General features: G+C 41.6%; 22 protein-coding genes. 12 read left to right on the forward strand and 10 right to left on the reverse strand.

The window, feature by feature from the left end; translation table 11 throughout:
• Window positions 1–210 (forward strand): transposase (locus IQ242_RS02390; protein WP_193958905.1); only part of this gene is annotated, 210 nt, incomplete at its 5' end.
• 130 nt (window positions 211–340) lie between these two features.
• On the opposite strand, the gene IQ242_RS02395 is transcribed toward IQ242_RS02390, so the two are convergent.
• Entirely contained in the window at window positions 341–1519 is a 1179-nt protein-coding gene (locus IQ242_RS02395) for a hypothetical protein (RefSeq protein WP_193958906.1), read from the reverse strand.
• 125 nt (window positions 1520–1644) lie between these two features.
• On the opposite strand from IQ242_RS02395, the gene IQ242_RS02400 reads away from it, so the two are divergent.
• The 3 genes from IQ242_RS02400 to IQ242_RS02410 all read left to right on the forward strand — a co-directional run bounded on the left by IQ242_RS02400 (window position 1645) and on the right by IQ242_RS02410 (window position 2971).
• Window positions 1645–1959 carry a helix-turn-helix domain-containing protein gene (locus tag IQ242_RS02400; protein WP_193958907.1) on the forward strand — a complete coding sequence of 105 codons (315 nt, stop codon included), beginning with the start codon at window positions 1645–1647 and terminating at the stop codon, window positions 1957–1959.
• Window positions 1960–2156: 197 nt separating this feature from the next.
• On the forward strand, window positions 2157–2771 hold the full coding sequence (locus IQ242_RS02405) for a hypothetical protein (RefSeq protein ID WP_193958908.1): 615 nt from the start codon (window positions 2157–2159) through the stop codon (window positions 2769–2771).
• A 2-nt stretch (window positions 2772–2773) separates the two neighbouring features.
• Complete coding sequence (locus tag IQ242_RS02410; protein WP_002783614.1) at window positions 2774–2971, forward strand: hypothetical protein; 198 nt, start codon at window positions 2774–2776, stop codon at window positions 2969–2971.
• A gap of 94 nt (window positions 2972–3065) precedes the next feature.
• Here IQ242_RS02410 and IQ242_RS02415 read toward each other — a convergent pair whose 3' ends face one another.
• Complete coding sequence (locus IQ242_RS02415) at window positions 3066–3257, reverse strand: hypothetical protein (protein WP_043997926.1); 192 nt, start codon at window positions 3255–3257, stop codon at window positions 3066–3068.
• Between the two features lie 322 nt (window positions 3258–3579).
• Between IQ242_RS02415 and IQ242_RS02420 the strand changes: the two genes are divergently transcribed.
• The 4 genes from IQ242_RS02420 to IQ242_RS02435 all read left to right on the forward strand — a co-directional run bounded on the left by IQ242_RS02420 (window position 3580) and on the right by IQ242_RS02435 (window position 8839).
• Complete coding sequence (locus tag IQ242_RS02420) at window positions 3580–3927, forward strand: hypothetical protein (RefSeq protein ID WP_193958909.1); 348 nt, start codon at window positions 3580–3582, stop codon at window positions 3925–3927.
• 703 nt (window positions 3928–4630) lie between these two features.
• Window positions 4631–4825, forward strand: a complete 195-nt coding sequence (locus IQ242_RS02425; protein ID WP_193958910.1) for a hypothetical protein — start codon at window positions 4631–4633, stop codon at window positions 4823–4825.
• A complete protein-coding gene (locus tag IQ242_RS02430; RefSeq protein ID WP_370582941.1) occupies window positions 4825–5739 on the forward strand; it encodes a DUF6734 family protein in 915 nt (304 codons plus the stop codon). Before IQ242_RS02425 ends, IQ242_RS02430 begins: the two co-directional genes overlap by 1 nt.
• 19 nt (window positions 5740–5758) lie before the next feature.
• Window positions 5759–8839 (forward strand): hypothetical protein, encoded by a 3081-nt coding sequence (locus IQ242_RS02435; protein ID WP_193958912.1) that lies wholly within the window; start codon window positions 5759–5761, stop codon window positions 8837–8839.
• 56 nt (window positions 8840–8895) lie between these two features.
• Here IQ242_RS02435 and IQ242_RS02440 read toward each other — a convergent pair whose 3' ends face one another.
• The 3 genes from IQ242_RS02440 to IQ242_RS02450 form a co-directional block, all read right to left on the reverse strand.
• A complete protein-coding gene (locus IQ242_RS02440) occupies window positions 8896–10107 on the reverse strand; it encodes a glycosyltransferase family 4 protein (protein WP_193958913.1) in 1212 nt (403 codons plus the stop codon).
• A gap of 17 nt (window positions 10108–10124) precedes the next feature.
• Window positions 10125–10874: a bifunctional 2-polyprenyl-6-hydroxyphenol methylase/3-demethylubiquinol 3-O-methyltransferase UbiG gene (locus IQ242_RS02445; RefSeq protein ID WP_193958914.1), complete on the reverse strand. Its 750-nt coding sequence runs from the start codon at window positions 10872–10874 to the stop codon at window positions 10125–10127.
• A 730-nt stretch (window positions 10875–11604) separates the two neighbouring features.
• On the reverse strand, window positions 11605–12450 hold the full coding sequence (locus IQ242_RS02450) for an IS5 family transposase (RefSeq protein ID WP_193958915.1): 846 nt from the start codon (window positions 12448–12450) through the stop codon (window positions 11605–11607).
• A 74-nt stretch (window positions 12451–12524) separates the two neighbouring features.
• Here IQ242_RS02450 and IQ242_RS02455 point away from each other — a divergent pair, with 74 nt between their 5' ends.
• Entirely contained in the window at window positions 12525–13568 is a 1044-nt protein-coding gene (locus IQ242_RS02455) for an endonuclease/exonuclease/phosphatase family protein (RefSeq protein WP_193958916.1), read from the forward strand.
• 281 nt (window positions 13569–13849) lie between these two features.
• Here the strand turns inward: IQ242_RS02455 and IQ242_RS02460 are convergent, their stop codons facing one another.
• The 4 genes from IQ242_RS02460 to psbA form a co-directional block, all read right to left on the reverse strand.
• The gene (locus tag IQ242_RS02460) at window positions 13850–14146 is read right to left on the reverse strand and encodes a type II toxin-antitoxin system PemK/MazF family toxin (protein ID WP_193958917.1); all 297 of its coding nucleotides are present in this window, start codon (window positions 14144–14146) and stop codon (window positions 13850–13852) included.
• 238 nt (window positions 14147–14384) lie between these two features.
• The gene (locus tag IQ242_RS02470) at window positions 14385–14744 is read right to left on the reverse strand and encodes a DUF5615 family PIN-like protein (RefSeq protein WP_002732058.1); all 360 of its coding nucleotides are present in this window, start codon (window positions 14742–14744) and stop codon (window positions 14385–14387) included.
• Window positions 14722–15069: a DUF433 domain-containing protein gene (locus IQ242_RS02475; RefSeq protein WP_045358164.1), complete on the reverse strand. Its 348-nt coding sequence runs from the start codon at window positions 15067–15069 to the stop codon at window positions 14722–14724. Before IQ242_RS02475 ends, IQ242_RS02470 begins: the two co-directional genes overlap by 23 nt.
• A gap of 135 nt (window positions 15070–15204) precedes the next feature.
• Window positions 15205–16287, reverse strand: coding sequence for a photosystem II q(b) protein (gene psbA / locus IQ242_RS02480; protein WP_012264511.1), 1083 nt, complete (start codon window positions 16285–16287; stop codon window positions 15205–15207).
• Between the two features lie 478 nt (window positions 16288–16765).
• On the opposite strand from psbA, the gene IQ242_RS02485 reads away from it, so the two are divergent.
• Both IQ242_RS02485 and IQ242_RS02490 read left to right on the forward strand, forming a co-directional pair.
• The gene (locus IQ242_RS02485) at window positions 16766–17101 is read left to right on the forward strand and encodes a DUF433 domain-containing protein (RefSeq protein ID WP_052276470.1); all 336 of its coding nucleotides are present in this window, start codon (window positions 16766–16768) and stop codon (window positions 17099–17101) included.
• Window positions 17098–17457, forward strand: a complete 360-nt coding sequence (locus tag IQ242_RS02490) for a DUF5615 family PIN-like protein (RefSeq protein WP_110580521.1) — start codon at window positions 17098–17100, stop codon at window positions 17455–17457. The genes IQ242_RS02485 and IQ242_RS02490 overlap by 4 nt, the downstream gene beginning before the upstream one ends.
• 7 nt (window positions 17458–17464) lie before the next feature.
• Here the strand turns inward: IQ242_RS02490 and IQ242_RS02495 are convergent, their stop codons facing one another.
• The gene (locus IQ242_RS02495) at window positions 17465–17626 is read right to left on the reverse strand and encodes a hypothetical protein (protein ID WP_193958918.1); all 162 of its coding nucleotides are present in this window, start codon (window positions 17624–17626) and stop codon (window positions 17465–17467) included.
• A gap of 171 nt (window positions 17627–17797) precedes the next feature.
• Between IQ242_RS02495 and IQ242_RS02500 the strand changes: the two genes are divergently transcribed.
• Window positions 17798–18301 carry a thermonuclease family protein gene (locus IQ242_RS02500; protein WP_193958919.1) on the forward strand — a complete coding sequence of 168 codons (504 nt, stop codon included), beginning with the start codon at window positions 17798–17800 and terminating at the stop codon, window positions 18299–18301.
• Window positions 18302–18486 lie beyond the last annotated feature (185 nt).

Consider the following 18486-nt stretch of genomic DNA (forward strand, 5'->3'; position numbering starts at 1 on the left):
GCAAAATCCTCCAGTGTTTTTACCAAGAGTTGTCAAACAATCCGAAACTGGTTTGGAGAAATAATTAGTTATTTCGAGCGAAGGACAACGAATGGGGTGGTCGAGGGAATCAACAATAAACTTAAACTAATAAAACGGAGAGGCTATGGCTTTAGAAACTTTCGGAATTTTTGGGTTAGAAGTATGTTATCTTGGCATCTTGTCTGTTGATTTAGCATAAAGGGTAACGAAGAGCCTAAAAAACTAGGGGATGCGATCAATAGAACAAGGGGAAGCGAAATCTAGGTTAGCTTTCCCGTCACGTTTTGCTCTTAGCTTTAAAGGGCTATACTCTACCGTATCAACGGGCATTACATCCCTCTAAGAACTCCAATAACTTTTCTTCCCAAGGGTTCAGGTAGGGACGTTTCAAAGAACCCAACGTTTCTAGAATAGCCCTCACCGTCTCCTCTTCCCCTAACGACCGGAGTTCAACCAGACGATCACTCAGTTGTTGCATCTTTTGCCGGTGGTCAGGGGAATACTGCAAATCCCTTAAATTCTCCTCTCTAACGGTATATTCACCGTTCCAAGCCCGCACCAGACAGGAAAATTCTCTCACCTCGATCACGATACACCAACAACCACCCAATCCTCTCAGTTCGGGGTTATCTTTGATCAGTATTTCGCAAACATCACCGACCCGGTAGGGTATGGGAATTTTGGTTCGCTCCCGGATGCGCTGTACGATATCCTTGACGATGCGACCGGACGGGACTTTACCACCAGCAGCTTCTACCGCCTGCTGCCACACTTCTCTCTGTTGGTCTGGTTCCAGTTGAGTTAGGGGACGGACTTGACGCTCGGAGATTGGCAAAATTTCAGAACCAATGGTTCTCGTTTCGTCTCTGTCTGATTGAGAACCAATGGTTCTCGTTTCGTCTCTGTCTGATTGAGTACCAATGGTTCTCGTTTCGTCTCTGTCTGATTGAGAACCAATGGTTCTCGTTTCGTCTCTGTCTGATTGAGAACCAATGGTTCTCGTTTGCAGATTCTCAAAAACTTCAGAACCAGAAATCAGATAGTCCATCTTGCGACGAGAATAACCAAAACGATCACGGCAATACTCCTCAAAAGTCTTGTGGGTAGAACGGTACAGTCGTCTATCCCGCAGTTCCTTCAAGGCTGTTCCCGCTTCGTAGAAAGCCCTTTCTACCTTGCGTTCCCAGAACAGACGTTGACGTTCCTCTTCTGGTGTCAGGTCATCGACCACCTCTACCCGTACTGATTGCGGGGGAAACAGATCCAGTTCCAAGTTGACCGCCCCTTCCGGTTCGGGTGGCAGCCGTTTACGGTTCTTTTTAGCCCAATCATCCAGCCACACCCGGGGCGAGGCGAACTTGGTGGTGGCCTTAACGGGAATATCGAGGACAAAACCGTTCGCACTGACGGTGCGCTTGGCACTAAAAGAATTGTACTCAAAACGCCACTCTAACCCGTAGGCTGTCCAGATTTGCGGAGAGCGAGACCAGATGCTCACGCCGTTACCTCCCGACTACATTACTATTTACAGTCGCAAAGTTTGTTTTTTTTATCAACCAGTGATATTAATATTATAAGTGATAGAATAGACGATAACAATAGTTTTTCTGAGAGGTTTTGGACGTGGTGAAACAGAAGAAAACGGTGATGATTCCCGTCGAGATGGTCGAGGCTATCTCATGGTCGGAGGAATCGGGATTGAAGTTAAAGGAGATTCGGGAGGCACAGGGACTATCTCGTAATAAGTTGGTAAATAAGATTAGGGATGCCGGTCGGGACATTTCACCCCAGCACATCCAAAAGTTGGAGACTGGTTTCAAGGCAATAACAGGAGAAAGTCAAACGGCCAAGAGCGTCGGCACGGCTACCCTCCGAGCGATTCTCGACGCTTTGGATTACCCGCTCGATCGATTTCTCACCGAAATCGGTCACAAGTAAACCTAATTTTGCCTTTTTAATCCCCGAACCAAACCGACGATAACTTCCGAAATTCTCTTGGTTCCAATTGAAGCCTTTTTTTAAGGGACTATACTGGATTTATCCGTTAGTTCCGCATACCTATCCACTGTTTCAGCTTTTTGTCCCCTCGATTCGGTATTTATTTTTTATTCTTAACCCCTCGGAGATGAAAAATTATGCAAAAAGCCGCCTCCTTACCCGATCGCTACCGAATAGGAAAAACCCAGTTTTACGAACGCCGTCAGCATCTGATCCGCTTGGGTTACGACATGGAAGCCGAGAAACACGGTCGAAACAGCTACTACAGTGATGAACAGGTGCAAATATTCGATGACCTAAACACCCACTATAAGAAATGGGGTACTCTCGAAGGTTTTCCGAGTGCTACCCCCGAAATCGCGAATAAACAGACCGAAACCGAGAAAAATGCCTCCGTAACTAACGCCCAGACGGGATTAGTTCAGCGAGAGAGTGAAAAAGTCATAAACGATTCCGTCAATGCCGAAGAAATCTTCGTTGATACCAATCCCTTAGAGGACATTCAAGAAAATAATTTTCGTCGCGTGGATGAGGCCGCCCAGTTTGCCGCCGCCCAGAATCTCGTCGCTTTCAACTACCTGACCGTCAACTACATGAAAGAACGCAATTTCAGCGTCCCCGGTCTAAGGTCACAGGTAGAAAAATCTGGTCGTGTGGTCGAGGAGTCCCTAGATTCTCTTAAACAATCCCCAGAATTAATCGCAAAGAAGCTGATCCAACGTACCAAGAAGGAACCAGAACAGATGACCTAACCTTGATCCTACAGGGTGCGATCGAACGAGAACGCCGTCGTCTGTTACATTGGTTTCTCATCTGTCAGATCACGGGATTGTTATCTGGTGGGGTCATATCCTTTTCTCTTAAAGGTGAACCCCTATCGGGAGCGGGTTGGGGATTGGGCATCGGTAATCTCCATTTCGGGGTGTCCGTCGGTTTTCTATCGAGGAAATAGTCCTCACCCGATAATCACGCTTAAGGTTGCGACCACGCGGTTGCCGTGAGACTTCGGACGTTCGTTTTGTCGAACGTCCGATCACCTCACCCCGTCATATCATTTCCTTACCACCTGGCCCGCTTTCAACAAAATCGAGTACATCTTCTGGATACGGAAAGTCTTCTGGGATGCTGGCCAACAATCGATCAAGCGTTGGATTGCATGGCTTCTCTGTGAGTTCAACGATTGAATTCTCGTCAAGTCCGAAGCTTTCAGCGATCTTGTGGGGAATTTCGATATCCATGATCTTCTCGTCCGATAAAGTTAGAAAATTAACCTTAAATACTTATTTAATTCAGTTATCGGTCAAATAAGGGTAAATAACTGCAATTTTTCCCTTAAGTAATCGCATTTAGACCTTTTTTCTCCACCAGAGACAGCAGTTTTAATGCGGGTCCGGCTGGATGTTTCTCTCCTCTTTTAAGCTCCTTTTTTTTTCCAGGCTATGAGGTAACGACGATCAGATTTTCAGTCATTTTTATTTCTATCCTATCATCACCGTCAAACATTGTTTAACAAAAAGATAGAATGGTAATGTCAAACAATGTTTAACGGATTGTGGAACCATGAGATCGAAATCCATCGGGGTGAGGATTCCGGACGCGATCAACGAACGCTTTGAGAGTTACGGACGGTGGCATTTTCCCAAGGGGGACAGTTTCGACAAGACAAAAACCGCCCTCGACCTCATCTGCAAGGGATTGCAATGTTCTCCCGACCAAGAGAACGATATTGAACAAATCGTCAAACGAATCGTTGAACAAGAAATGAGAACAGTAATCGAGGAGGTGACGGCGACGGTTGCCGGTCTCAACCGGGAAATTGAAACCCTGAAACGGTTAATCGATCGAGAGGAGGCAGAAGATTCGGGAATGTCTCGCTCGACCCTAGCCCCGATTTTCGAGGATTTTTGAGAACCCGTCATTCTCTCATCGGTCGCGATCGCTTTCTTTAACTTAATTGGCTAAAACTATTGGGTTCTTCCGAACTTACACTGTAGAAAATTCTCCAAGCTCCCTCTCTGTCCAGCAATGCTCTAAAGTTAATAAATATCAATCTAACAAAAACTCAAAGCTTTACTATACAAGCTTTACAAGTATAAGTTGTTAATAGTTTTACATGACAGGTTCGGTAGAGCCATAGTTATTACAGAACAGACAATCAAAATATCGGTTCTTCGTTACTTGGTATGATTCGATATGGGGGCATAAATCGACTAAATCCTTATCTGGCAAGAGATTTAATTGATTAGTTCGCTCTAGACAAAAACAATCGACAAAAATCGCTAAATGCCTTTCTATATAGGGGTTCCATTTCTTATAATCCCCGTCCATTGCATAACACAAACCGAAGAGCCACGAATCTCTAGATCACTGAAACAACGCAAAATCGTTTCAAAATGAGAATTGCTGAGTTTTTGGGCTCTTCTGGTTTATGTGTGGAAACGAAGCCTATACTGATAGTTTCTTCGGCAAAATAGTCGTAAAAGTCCTTCTCAGTCAACATTTCACGATTCCATAAGCAAAAATTATCACACAAAGTCGAGAAGAGCCGTTTTTATATATCCATAAAGTCCTATAATAGAACTGATGTATAGCTAGACAGGAGAAAACAACTATGTTGGAGCCAAATGAACTTGGTGTAATCTCTAGTTCTTTAACACCACAAGAGCAAGATATTTACCAACAGAGAATAGACGAACTTCACTATAATCGTCGAGAGTTGTATGAACGTTTACAAAAGCAGAGTCAATCATCCAATGGTGAATTTACAGCTTATGGTGAGGAAGCTATTGGAGGAGAACTACTCTGATGAGGGCTGTTTGGACTTTCTGGACAAAGCCCATGAAGGCTAGTGCTTCATGGCCATGGTTAAGCTCAAAACATCATCTGCTAGGATGGATACTGTCAGTAGAAACAGCTAAAAAACATTACTCAAAAACATCATTGTTCACCGATGATGAGGGAGCAAAGCTCCTGATTGATGGACTTGGCCTTGAGTTTGATTATGTATCTAAAGAACTGAACTACTTGGATGAGTACGATCCAGGATGGTGGGCACTTGGTAAATTGTATGCATATAGAGCGCAGCAAGAGCCTTTTACGCATATAGATAGTGATGCCTTCTTGTGGAAACCTTTACCAGAGAGAATGCTGACAGCCCCACTCCTAGCACAAAATCCTGATTATTTTATTGTTGGACAATCAGAATTTTATAGACCAGATAAGTTCGAGGCCCTTTTGAAAAGAGTGAAGGAAGGATGGTTACCCGAAGAATGGATATGGTGTAGAAAAGTTTTTGTGAATCATCAAAAAGGGGTTGGGTGCGGAATATTTGGTGGTAACAGAGTAGATTTTATCAATTACTATGCTGACCTTGCCATAAAGGTAATTAGCCATCCAGCCAATGATCTTGCTGTATCGGGAACAAATGAAAAGGCAAGGTTTGTGATCCTATTTGAGCAGTTTCTTCTTGCTGCTTGTATTGACTATCACAAGAATCGCTCTGATTCACCTTATCAAAATCTCGACATTCAGTATTTGTTTGACTTTCTTGAGGACTGTTTTCTTAGTGCAGATAAAGCAGGTTATACCCATTTAATAGGAAAGTCAAAAAGTAGCAAGGATGTGGGAAATAGATTAGAAGAAAGAGTGAAAAAAGATTATCCAGAATTATATGAAAGATGCCTCAATTTAGTCTATAAAAATACAGAACTTGTTTTTTAGTTAAGAGGGGAAATAAGTTATGTTTAATTGGATTCAGAGACTTTTAAATTCTAAAATTAAGCTAAAGCCGACCCCCGATGATATTACTTTAGAAAAAGTTTTTACAAACGCCGATGAGGTTCGTCATGCTTTTGAAAATTTAATCGCTAATAAAAATACTAATTTCGATAAACGTTTACTGGTTATTTATGGTGTCGGTGCTGTTGGTAAGTCTACAGCATTGAAAATGGGTCGTCTTCATTGTCGTCGAGAAGGTATTTCTGCTGTTCTAGCTGATGCTAGAAATATTCCTTCAGGAGATAAGCTACCTGAATTAAAATTACTTGAAACTTGGGCTGACGCTTTGGATGCCGATGGGATTACTCTAGGGACTTTTAGATCTACTCGTAAGCAATATTATAGATTGACAGTTACAGTTCCGAATCAAGCCAAGCAAGATACTCAGGTTTCTCCAATCATTAGCGAAGCTACAAAGCTAATTCCGGTATTTGGTTCTGTATTTAGTCCTGTAGCCGGTCAAGGGGCTGAAATATTTAGGGGGTGGCTTCGTGACAACTTTTCTAAGAAAGACATGGAACTATTCCTTGAACCTACTAAGCAATTAACCAATGCCTTTCTACAAGATCTAAATAATGTTACACAATCGGGTAGGCACATTATCCTAATGCTTGACACTTATGAGAAAGCATTAACACTGAATAGATGGCTGTGTAGTCTAACTGTGCAACTACCTAATAAGGTAGTATTAGTAATTGCGGGACGCGAAATCCCGGACTGGGAACGTGACTGGACTGGTTATTGGCTTGGGCTTGATACACAATTTGTCGGGATGCAGGAGATGAAACCTGAGGATATGCGTCAATTAATCGGCAAATACGCACTAGCAACTCAGGGTAAGGTACTAGATCCGCAACTGGTTGAACCTATTATAGATTTTGCTCGTGGTCTCCCATATATTGCTATGTCTGCCGTAAGGTTGTCGGTGAGATACGGTGTTAAGGACTTTAAAAAGCTCAAACCAAAAGTTGTTTCCGATCTGATTGATCGGTTGCTAGAAGACGTGGCAGAGGACATGAAAAAAGCCTTTAAAGCATCCTCAATTCTACGCTACTTTAACGTTGATTCTCTAAAGGCACTTATTCCAGACGGTGATACTAACAAGTTATACGGGGAGTTAAAGCAGTGGCCATTTGTTAGTTCACAACCTGGGATGGCGGATGGGATGGCTGTTCATGAAACAATGCGTGAAATGATCAATGAGGAGCATTGTAATAGCTCTCCGGATACTTTTCACCAACTACATAAGGCAGCAGCAGAATATTACGAATCACGATTGCAGAATGCGACACCTACAGAAGCTGAAAGGCTCAAGTTAGAACGATTGTATCACAATATTAGTGCTGATGAAAAAAATGGGATCAAATTTTTCCAAGAAATAGCTGAAGAACTTGCCAACGCCATGCTCAATCATTTCCTAAAAGGATTGCTAATTGATGCCAACAGCTATGATTTAACATTGAAAAATAGTCAACTTTGGAAGAGATATTACGAAGCCAGACTAGAAGAGATGGAGCAACATCAGGAATCTGCCAAAAGAGTGTATGAGGAAATTGCTAAAAGCTCAGACGCTGAACCCAAGCTAAAAGCTTACGCATTATTTGATCTTGGGAGACTATATGCTAGTTTTGAGAAACTTATTCAGCCTGACAGCATCAACAAAGCAACTGTTTTACTAGAGCAAAGCCTGAAAACTCTACCTGAACCAGACTCTAGGCTTATTCAGGCACATTCACAACTTTACCATATAGATGCCTATAGATGTCATTTCGAGCAAGGTGTAGATCGCCTTAGAAAACAACTAGACTTTTATGAGAAACGCAATGATAACGGGGGAATATTATCCACCTTAAGCAATTTTAAGGACGCATATTCGTTAATAGGAGATTGGAAAAAGGTCTACGCAGTTGCAAGACGAGCAAATGAAATTTTCCAGTCCCTACCGGGAAGTCCTGTACTTCGTAATTTACTTGAATACTGTCCTTGGATTTATGTTTGGTCTGGCCGTTATGCCGAGGCTGAATCTGTAATACGTGGAGCGATTGACTTCTGTCAGCAAACCAACACAACTTATCCACTTTTAGTTTTTCGTAAAGATTTATGCTTAGCGTTAGGAGTGCAGGGTAAATATGAAGATGCCTTGCAATCTTTTTCCCATATCCGAAAGACACATAAGGAACTCGACGACCACTACTTTAAAGAAATAGCTAGTTTACTGGGTTATTGGGGTTTTATTCTAATGAATCAAGGAAATTTAGAGCAGGCTGAGAAATATCTAAAACAGAGTCTTGAAATGAAACAAAACCCAAACTCTGATGATAAACTCGGCATTCCAGAGGTATGTAATTGGCTAGGTGAATTATACGAAGCAAAAGCTAATCAGTTAGAGGGAGAAGCAAAGACAAAAGCCTTGATGAATGCTGAATCTTATTACCAGCAATCTCTCAAACTGCGCGCGACTGGTCGTCATTATTTTGAGTGTGGTGCTCTGACTGGCTTAACTAGAATCAATTACGTTCGAGGAAACCATCTAGCTGTACAGTCATGTCTAGCAGAGGCTGAGAAACTAGCTCGGGAATATGAATATAACGATTATTCTGCTTCGCTGAAGTTAATTCAGGGTCATTCAGCTTGGTTTTCTGAACCCAACTTATCTTCATCACCAAACAGAAATGACGAGGAACAGTTTAATAGGGCATTGCACTACTATCAAGAGAGCCTTATCTATGGGTTACGTTACAATCGTTTTCTGTTAGACGAGATACTGTCCGGTCAGTCGCAAAGACCAACACCTCTTCTGCAATCAATCATTCCTACTTGTCTGCGACGTGGAGAAGAAGGACAGCGAATGCTTATTGCTCTGGATTCATGGTGGCGGGGGGGAACTAACACTATCGATACGCCAGAGTCAGAAACAGTTTCTCCTATTTCTGAGGGAGTTCCATTACAGATAGCAGAGCTTACTGCACGAGAGCGAGAAATAGGAGATGGATCACCCCAAAAAACCTTAATTGAACAGATTGATGCAATCTTACCATTCTAATCCTAAAATTTAGATGTACTTACTCTAAGGAGACTGGAGTGACAAGGTTTCGTATTTCACAGTTTACTCGATTGGATGATTCTCCACCAGTAGAGTGGATGTATTTTAGGAATGAGAGAAAATGCCATACGCCAGGCTGCTAGTTGCTCTCCATAATCATAGAGACGAAAAGCCAAATCTAATAAAGCATATTGTTTGGCAATCATTCTTTGTCGCTTTGCATCTCGTTTGAAATCTAGATAGGGCATTAGACTATTCTCATAAGAAGTATCAAGTTCTTCTGTTTTTTGCTTAAGTTGACTCACTTCATAATAAACTTTATGCAGCTCATGATAGGTAAATTTCCAATTCCAGTTTTTACAAATTTCTTCTAGAACAAACCCTGCTCTTTTTCTTGCCTGTTCATAATTCTCAATGTCATCAACAATTGCCGTTGCTATTTCATCACTATCAAAACCACTCAGAAGTTTGCCACAACCGGGTTTTGTCAAGATTTCTAATGATAGCCCAACTGGGGTAGAAATGATCGGTATGCCACAGGCTCCAGCTTCAAGAAGCGTTAAGGGTCCCCCCTCTAAGAGTGATGTGATTAGGTAGAGATCGAGCCTTCGGTAGAGTTCAGGTAAATTGTCGAAAGGAACATTGACATGATATAAAACTTTAAGCCCCATTCTACGTAGATCGGCTACTAACTTTTGCCAACCATATCCGACTATTAAAAAACTAGGTCGATGGCCTAAATCTACCAATCGTCTCACTGCTCGCACAAATAGAACACTACCCTTACGATCACGACCATTAGGTACATGAACACCAAAAAAACCAATTGTAAATATATCAGATTTTTTCTTATATTTGGGATAAAACATATCCGTATCTACACCAGAATAGATAAGACTTGCTTTTTCCTTTAAAATTCCTAGAGATTTTACTTCTTCTGCTAAGGAACGTGAGACGTAGAATAACTGCTTAACAAGAGAAAATTGTTTAGGCAATCCTCTGAACTCGCAATGATGATAGTGTGTGATAATTGGACAATGGCGAGACACAAGTTCTATAATTTCATAAGGAAACCCCTCAACGCCGTTGAGAAAATGAACTAGCTTGATAGAATCTAGTATTTGGGTACAAGCCTTAATTGTCTCTAAAAACATACGTTTATAAAGCAAAAAAACTTCTATTTCCTGCTTCTCCACAGAAGCTATAATCGCCTGTGCTAATACATCTAGGCTACTGTTCGGATAATCAACAACCAAAAGAATTTTCATGGATTTTTAAAAGCCAGCTATGATTTCTTAATCTCTAGAAGAGCAATTCCGTTAATCGGCAAATGTTGAGAAGCCACATTAGCTAAATCACTTTCCGAACAAATTTGCCATTCTAACAATGATGTTCGACGGGCAAACACCTTAGTAATCACAGGATATCCTGCAATGAGTTTTTCAAGGGCATCAGAGTCATAAACCCGATACCAATTACACTCAAACTTTTGTCCGAAGGGAACAGTTATCAAAATGGAACTATTGGTCTTTACATGGCGCGCAACAATGTCTAAAAATTCTCTATCATTTAAGCTTATTGAATCACCATAGTGTCCAAATCCAGTATGCTCAATTGTACTCATCAATATTGCACAGTCATAACATTCTTCTTCCATTGAGTTGCATGAGATATCCTTCTGAATAAATTCAAGATTAGGATGTTTGAATGGATAACTTCGTACATCAATGCCAGTAACTTCATAGTTCATACAAGCAAGCTGCAAAGCTAATGCACTGTTAGAACATCCAACGTCCAAAATACGTCCTGATTTAGGCAATCTTTGCAAGACAAACGGTACTTCAAGTATTCTTTCATTAAGATGGATTTCACGCGGTTCAAGACAGCGACAAAAACTTGCTAGCCCATCGACAAACCTCCACAGTATTTTTGCAAGTTTTGAAAAAGGTTTATTCTTCGGCTTAGGTAATGAAAGGAAGGTATCAATTACCTCAATCTCATCTGATGCATTCCAGCTTATCTTGGAGTGATCCATGTAATTTATCTCCTCACGCAATATTACTACTTTGCCATCTTTTGACTCATTCGTCTCCGCCTGGCCATAGCTTTCGTGACCCTAGGTAGATAATATTGTGTTATTTTACATGAAAGCTGACTGAGGAAAAGACCCCATCGGGGGGACAATAGAAAGCAGGGGAGCAGGGGTAGATTTATCCTTCAATTCAATTTTGACAGACCACTATGCTACTGGTCAAGGAAGGTTATTATAGCGGGGAGCATCTCACCTTTGTAACCCCCCTAAATCAGGTTTTTATGTCAAGCTATTTTGAAAGCCTTGCTGGAAACCAGTTTTAGAGATAAGTATAATTACTCACTTGCATAAATGAGATGCTCCTATTATAGCGTTTCCTGTTCGCAAGAGGCCTGTCGATGGTGAAAAGTTTAATCAGTAAAGGTTTAACTGTGCCACACAGATGTGAGAACCGCTATGTACGGGACAACCAATCCAAAATACCGTTCAATCAAAGACAGAATTTGCTTGTTCCTGTGAATGCCGCTTTCACCCCTAAACGTTTACTATGATGAACAGTAAACCGTACAGGTCAAACACATGAAAAGACTGCTCGGTATTGTCATCTTGATAGTAAGCTGTTAAGCATTTAAATTGCTTGTTGAGACGAGGCAAGAGGCAAGAGGCAAGAGGCAACAGTAAAGGGATTGGGGGAGATTCGGCTAATCTTAAGAATAGACCTCCTGCAAAAGTCCTATTCAGCTACTTGATGATAGCCTAAAGCAAGTTCATAGTTGTAAATGCCAGCGATTAAATTAAATCTCAGACCAAAACGCCGTCTCCGATTCCTATATCTTGATGATAAAATTCTAAATATCTTCAGACTTCTGTGAATATGTTCGATAATAATTCTTTCTCTTGATAACTGGCGATTAAATTCTTTCTCTTCTGAACTTAATTCTTGATTTTTCTTCTTTTTGTAAGGAATCCTACTATTTTCATGCTGCTTTTGGATTCCTTGATAGCCCTTATCTGCTAAACATTCAATACTTTTATCTATCCCAATTTGACTATTTTTCCAAAGGTTAAAGTCATGTATTCTTCCCTTTCCATGAGCGGTACAGATTATCATTCCTGTTTTTTGAGTCGCAAGAACTTGAGATTTTATTGTATGATAGCCCTGTTTCCCGCTATAGTAATCTTTCTGCTTCTTTTGAGGTCTTTCTATCTCATGCTCTGCTACATCTACTACCACTACCTCTAGGTCACTATTGGCTTGTTGAACTGTCTTTTTACCTGGCAGATTAAATAATCCTGATTTCATGAGAATACCTTCTACCCTTCTAGTGATTCGTAGGGCTGTTGTCTCATTAATCTCCCAGTTAATCGCGAGATGGAAATAAGTCCTATATTCCCGCAAATACTCTAAGGTCATCAAGATTTGGTCTTCTAAACTTAATTTACTTGGTCTTCCCGATTTTTTTTGCAGAACTTTTTCGACGGCCAGAACTTTCACCATATCCTTAAATGTTTCAGGATATACGACCCAAAAGCGTTTAAACTCTTCTGGATTCAAATTTTTTACTTTTTCGTAAGTCATTGTTTTTCTGAGTGTTTTACTTTATTTTACATAATCAGTTCCTATTTTTGCAGGAGGTCTAATAAGTGCTTTAAATGCGTCTTAGCTTAGCTTGGGGAGGCTTTATCTTTGCCGACCCATCCCTCGCCTTAGATGTAGAGGTAGGTCAGCAAGTACAGCTTAAAGCCACAAATCCTCAAGGTGTTCCTTTGCACGAAAATCCTTTTCCGAGTTTAAAGGGAAGATTACCCGATGGTGTAACGGCCACAGTGACCGCAACCGATAGGGAAAAGCATTGGCTGAAAGTGCAAATTCCCTCCCAACAAGGTTGGATTATAGAAAAATATGTCGCTCAAGTTTTGGAAGATTCGGTTAACCCGCCTCCGAATCCTCCTATAAACCGGTTGCAATTGGCCACCTATAACGTAGAATCACCAAACTTTAATCCCAGAGACACTACCCCCGACAAAGTGTCCGAGGAAATTACAAAGCATCCAGAGGTCATTCTTTGGGGTCTTGAAGAGGTGATGAATCAGGACGACCTCGATCAGTTTACTCAAGCCATGGGTTCAAAATTTACCTCGGTCTTGGGAGAAACGGGCGGTCAAGATAGATTAGCGATCGCTTACGATCAAAGTCAGTTAGAATTAGTGGGTTCTATCAATAATTTATCTGGTTCTGGAGGGTCAAGAAATCCGCTTGTGGGTAAATTTAAACTTCTTGCGAACGGAACCGAATTTTTATTTATGGTCAACCATTTCAACCGTCGTGAAGAGGAAAGAAGAAACCAACAGGCTGATTTTGTCAGAAATTGGAGCAATCAGCAAAGTTTACCGACGATTATAGTGGGAGACTTTAACTTTGATTTTGATCTCGATGAACGAAGAGGTAATACGGCTTTCAATAAACTAAATCAAGACAACATATTAAAGTGGATTCAACCGGATTGTTTAGCTTCTAATAATTGTCTATCCACTCAATGTAATCCAAATTTTAACAGTATCTTAGATGCTGTTTTTGTCGGTGGAACCGCCAAAAATTGGTCGGCGAGTTCTTCTATAGTTCCTTTTGATTGCTCTAAAGATGCCACGGGATTCCCTGATCATCGTATCGTCAAGGCCGAGTTAAAAGTATCTTAGCCGATGACATTCAGGAATTATCGAGCGAATTTGGTTGTTTAACATTTCATAATGTACAAAAAAGGTCGGGGCGAACATTAGCTCACCCCGACCTTTTTCGTCGTAATTATTTGATTAGAACTTAACCATTGATAGCAGGGGCGGTCAGAGCTACGGTAGCTTGTTCACCACTAGCCAAGTCTAAGGGAAAATGGATTCTTTAAATTCTTTTATAACCCCTATTATTCTAGTTCTTGAGGTTCAATAACCAACTTAATTCCCTGAATAATTAATTTGATTTTTTACCGAGAAATTCTTCCGATAGACTCTGTTAAAAGACGTTTATCAACCGTAAAAACCTGTGAAACATTAAAAACACTGGATTCAGGTAAATTCCCTTCACCCTCATTCAATAAAACATTACCAATAGCTTTTGCTCGTCTCAAATTGGTTGTTAATGGACACACAATAACCGTCCCAATTTGTGACTGATTCAGAGCATCATTTCGCACCACAACACAAGGACAAAGATAAGCAGGTTCAGAACCTTGTGGTTCTCCTAAATCAATCCAATAAATATCACCTTGAAAAATCGTCATATTTACTCAGATAATTGGCGTTGATGATGGCGTGTTCCCTCTAACATCAAAGTTTCTGATTCATCCGATCTATCACTATAAGCTTCATTCCAACTATCCATTAATACCTGTTTAGTTATTTTTTGATTATTCAATCCTAATTATTGATGTAACTTCTCCAATAACCATTGTTTATCTTCATCTCCCCTGATTCAACGCCTAAGACAACTAAAAATAAAACAGAAACAGCAAGTAGTATTTATAAAGGAATATGAGTAATCCGGTCTTGATAATCTTGGGCATCGCCTAATAAAGCAATGAGAATTAAATTCTCAATAATCTCTTTGATTGTTGCTTTAGGACGCAAGACAAAAATCCCTGGACTATGACGACTTTGTGCCAGATGATCAGCTAAATGAACAGGCATAGAAGTCCGATTATTTGTGACTAAAATAAAGTGATTTGCTTCGCACCAAATTAAAATTTCTGGGTCTAAGGTGCTTTTCGACGGAACACCAGGTTCGCCAATCATCCAAACCGTTAAATCAGAGTGACGGCGCAATAATTGCTCCCGATACAGCGGCGGTAAATTTTCATCAATTAGATACTGAATACTCATTGATATTTTCTGCTGCTATTTCCGCCTTGAATTTCCGCATTTTCTCCACAAAAGCGGGAGGGTTCAAATCCTGTTCTTGTTCTCCTTTTTGACAATGTTCTAGCCATTCTGCCAGATATTGACTAACTCGGTCTTTTTCGTGCAGGTAATAGAGAATAGTGGCATGGATTTGTTCTAGGGTAAGGGTAGGATAAATTTGCCCGATTTCTTCAGGGGTACGGGCGCGGTAAATGTATTCATATAAGATAGTTTCAATGCCAATGCGGGAGTTTTTTAAGCGAATGTCATTGGGAGTCAAAAAATTAAAGTAGTCTTCGAGTTGCATCGGTTAATACTCCTATTGATAAATTCGTACTTTTTTGTATCATCAATCAAGCCAATAAATCTCTCCTTGAATATTATGATTCTAACAACAAAAAAGCACCCCCTTGCGGGAGTGCCTTTTCGTTCAGACTAGGAATTAACCATTGATAGCGGGAGCAATCAGAGCTACAGGAGCCTGTTCACCACTAGCTAAGTCTAAGGGGAAGTTGTGAGCGTTGCGCTCGTGCATTACTTCCATACCGATACCAGCGCGGTTTAACACATCAGCCCAAGTACCGATTACACGACCTTGAGAATCGAGAATCGACTGGTTGAAGTTGAAACCGTTGAGGTTAAACGCCATGGTGCTAACACCCATTGCCGTAAACCAGATACCGATTACCGGCCATGCACCTAAGAAGAAGTGCAGAGAACGGCTATTGTTGAAAGAAGCGTATTGGAAGATTAAACGTCCGAAGTAACCGTGAGCGGCAACGATATTGTAGGTTTCTTCCTCTTGACCGAATTTGTAACCGTAGTTCTGAGATTCGATTTCCGTGGTTTCACGCACTAAGGAAGAAGTTACTAACGAACCGTGCATCGCGGAGAACAAGGAACCGCCGAACACACCGGCAACACCTAACATATGGAAGGGGTGCATCAGGATGTTATGTTCTGCTTGGAACACGAACATAAAGTTGAAGGTTCCAGAGATTCCTAAAGGCATACCATCAGAGAAGGAACCTTGTCCGATGGGGTAGATTAAGAATACAGCAGTAGCGGCGGATACAGGTGCAGAGTAAGCTACACAGATCCAAGGACGCATTCCTAAACGGAAAGACAGTTCCCACTGACGACCGAGGTAGCAGAAGACACCTAGTAAGAAGTGGAAAATGACTAACTGGTAGGGACCACCGTTGTATAACCACTCATCTAAGGAAGCTGCTTCCCAGATGGGGTAGAAGTGGAGTCCAATGGCGTTAGAAGAAGGAACAACGGCACCGGAGATGATGTTGTTTCCGTAGAGTAGGGAACCAGCTACAGGCTCGCGAATACCGTCGATATCTACAGGAGGAGCGGCGATAAAGGCGATGATGAAGCAGGTGGTGGCGGTGAGCAGGGTGGGGATCATGATCACACCGAACCAACCGATGTATAGACGGTTGTTGGTGCTGGTAATCCACTGGCAGAACTGCTCCCACAGGGAAGCACTCTCGCGCTGTTGTAGAGTGGTGGTCATTGGTTTATGATTCCTATTAAGTTATCGAGGTACGATTGATGATGTCTCTATCTTAAAGAGTTTGTAACGGTTTGTAAAGGGGTTTGACGATATTGTTACTTATGCTATTGATAAGTTTAGCTGATATTAGAGGGGGGAAAAATAGATAGTCCTTACTCATCGGGAAGTTTTAGCATTGGCAACAGATGAGGCTATTTTTTGAGGACGGGGAGCTATGTCACCGGCAAGGCAGCCTTTCTTGCACTTCATCCCTGGAAGTAGAAACACCTTTTCAGTTAAGTACCTAAGCAAAATTAATTACACATATCTAACCCCCTCTTGCCTTTTGCCTCTTGCATGAGTGCCTATCTTTACTAGGAAATTAATTTTGCACGACTACTTATCAGTGAACAGTTATCAAAGAGCCGGACTGATAACTGTTCACTGATAACTGGTAGCGGTGCTACAATTAAAAGAGAAAGTTTGCTCCAAGAAAACCATGCAACTAGAAGAATACTTTGAAGTTTTTGAGCCAGATGACATCCGCATTAAAGGACATCGTATTGGGATTGAGGATGTCATCAACTACCATTTAAAAGGTTATACTTCCCAGCAGATTCTCCAAGAGTTACCCACCTTAAACCTAGAGAAAATTTACGCTACTCTCACCTATTACTATCAAAATAAGACCCTGATAGATGCTTATCTTCAGCGCCTCCGTGACTGGCAGGAAGAACAATACCAGCAGTGGTTAAATACCGAGCCATCCCCCCTGATTCAACGCCTAAGACAACTAAAACTAAAACGGAAACAGCAAGAACTAAACCTCGCATGAAAATCCGGTTTTTGTTAGATGAAAACTTATCCCCAGACCTCAAAATATCTCTGTTGCGATTGAATCCTAATCTCGATATTTTGCGAGTAGGTGAACCCGATGCACCACCACTGGGAACTTTAGACCCAGAAATCCTAGATTATGTTGCGTCATTTCAACGGTTGTTAGTTACCAATAATCGTCGCAGTATGCCTGGACACCTGAAGAACCATTGGGATAAGGGTGGACGTATTTGGGGTTTACTATGGTTGCGCCCCAGTGCTAATTTAGAAATCTGGGCAGAAGAATTATATCTGATTTGGGAAGCATCCGAAGCAGAAGAATGGATTGACCGAGTTGATTGGATTCCCTTTTAAATCTTCGCTATTTTTCGATCTTACCAGCGATCGCATCTAGTCTTGCTTTGATTCCGGTCATCCACTGGTTAAACTCGTCCGACTGCTGATCGATCACTTTCTTGCATTGTCTTATCTCATCGGGTGTTTTTTCGGTGGCTTCTAAGGAAATATTCAGTTCTATCATCATTGCCTCAAGTATCGATGGATTCTTTACGGCAGGGAACTTGACATATTAATCAATGGGAATCACCCTCTTTACGGAAATTTTGCTGTTGACATCCTCACCACCGTAAAATAGACGGCGATTACCAATCCCGACGATTTGGTTTTCCTTGCCACCGTCACGCACCCAAAAACCATGAAGCGCCTTTTCCTTTTAGCGATCGCCTTACTGTTGGTGTCCTGTCAGAACCTTCCCGCCTCAACCTTGGCCAATGCCCGCACTTGCACGGTGGTCAAGGGTTCGGTACACGACGGCGACACGATTAGGGTCGATTGTGACGGAAAACAGCAGAGAATCCGATTCGCCTGTGTTGATGCCCCAGAAATCAAACAGGAAAACGGCATCGTTAGTCGTGACCACTTGCGCTCGCTTCTTAACCAGGCAAATAACCAAGTCACTATCAATGCTATCGATACAGATCGCTTCGGGCGTACCGTAGCCGAGGTGTACGCCAACGGTCAGCTAGTCCAACTGCAGCAGGTAAAGGACGGTATGGTTTGGGCTTACGATCGATTCAAGGCTGACTGTCCCAGCTGGAAGGAAATCGAAGGGGCTTTTACCGAAACTCGATCGAACCGCAAGGGAATTTTCGGGGGAAACCCGGTGCCACCCTGGGAATGGCGAAAACGGAATCGCTAGTTTTTGATCTGTAGAGATAGGGAAATTGCAAGGGTGAATTATGAACAGAGATATTATTACTGGACTTCCCCGTTGACAAAAAGCCATAACCCGTGCTGTAGAAGGGATTAAGAAAATTACCAGCACCCCGTTACTGGGTACAAATCAGAGAAACTCCCAATAAATCTAACGCTTTTTGTTGCAGT

This window comes from Microcystis sp. LEGE 08355 (genome assembly GCF_015207185.1).
Lineage (GTDB): Bacteria > Cyanobacteriota > Cyanobacteriia > Cyanobacteriales > Microcystaceae > Microcystis > Microcystis panniformis.

Coding starts and splice junctions, on each gene's coding strand:
- IQ242_RS02470 (WP_002732058.1), bottom strand. CDS start 14,744: ATGAGTATTCAGTATCTAATTGATGAAAATTTACCGCCGCTGTATCGG.
- IQ242_RS02420 (WP_193958909.1), top strand. CDS start 3,580: ATGAGATCGAAATCCATCGGGGTGAGGATTCCGGACGCGATCAACGAA.
- IQ242_RS02455 (WP_193958916.1), top strand. CDS start 12,525: ATGCGTCTTAGCTTAGCTTGGGGAGGCTTTATCTTTGCCGACCCATCC.
- IQ242_RS02435 (WP_193958912.1), top strand. CDS start 5,759: ATGTTTAATTGGATTCAGAGACTTTTAAATTCTAAAATTAAGCTAAAG.
- IQ242_RS02475 (WP_045358164.1), bottom strand. CDS start 15,069: ATGCAACTCGAAGACTACTTTAATTTTTTGACTCCCAATGACATTCGC.
- IQ242_RS02450 (WP_193958915.1), bottom strand. CDS start 12,450: ATGACTTACGAAAAAGTAAAAAATTTGAATCCAGAAGAGTTTAAACGC.
- psbA (WP_012264511.1), bottom strand. CDS start 16,287: ATGACCACCACTCTACAACAGCGCGAGAGTGCTTCCCTGTGGGAGCAG.
- IQ242_RS02495 (WP_193958918.1), bottom strand. CDS start 17,626: ATGATGATAGAACTGAATATTTCCTTAGAAGCCACCGAAAAAACACCC.
- IQ242_RS02425 (WP_193958910.1), top strand. CDS start 4,631: ATGTTGGAGCCAAATGAACTTGGTGTAATCTCTAGTTCTTTAACACCA.
- IQ242_RS02440 (WP_193958913.1), bottom strand. CDS start 10,107: ATGAAAATTCTTTTGGTTGTTGATTATCCGAACAGTAGCCTAGATGTA.
- IQ242_RS02430 (WP_370582941.1), top strand. CDS start 4,825: ATGAGGGCTGTTTGGACTTTCTGGACAAAGCCCATGAAGGCTAGTGCT.
- IQ242_RS02490 (WP_110580521.1), top strand. CDS start 17,098: ATGAAAATCCGGTTTTTGTTAGATGAAAACTTATCCCCAGACCTCAAA.
- IQ242_RS02500 (WP_193958919.1), top strand. CDS start 17,798: ATGAAGCGCCTTTTCCTTTTAGCGATCGCCTTACTGTTGGTGTCCTGT.
- IQ242_RS02445 (WP_193958914.1), bottom strand. CDS start 10,874: ATGGATCACTCCAAGATAAGCTGGAATGCATCAGATGAGATTGAGGTA.
- IQ242_RS02415 (WP_043997926.1), bottom strand. CDS start 3,257: ATGGATATCGAAATTCCCCACAAGATCGCTGAAAGCTTCGGACTTGAC.
- IQ242_RS02460 (WP_193958917.1), bottom strand. CDS start 14,146: ATGACGATTTTTCAAGGTGATATTTATTGGATTGATTTAGGAGAACCA.
- IQ242_RS02485 (WP_052276470.1), top strand. CDS start 16,766: ATGCAACTAGAAGAATACTTTGAAGTTTTTGAGCCAGATGACATCCGC.
- IQ242_RS02405 (WP_193958908.1), top strand. CDS start 2,157: ATGCAAAAAGCCGCCTCCTTACCCGATCGCTACCGAATAGGAAAAACC.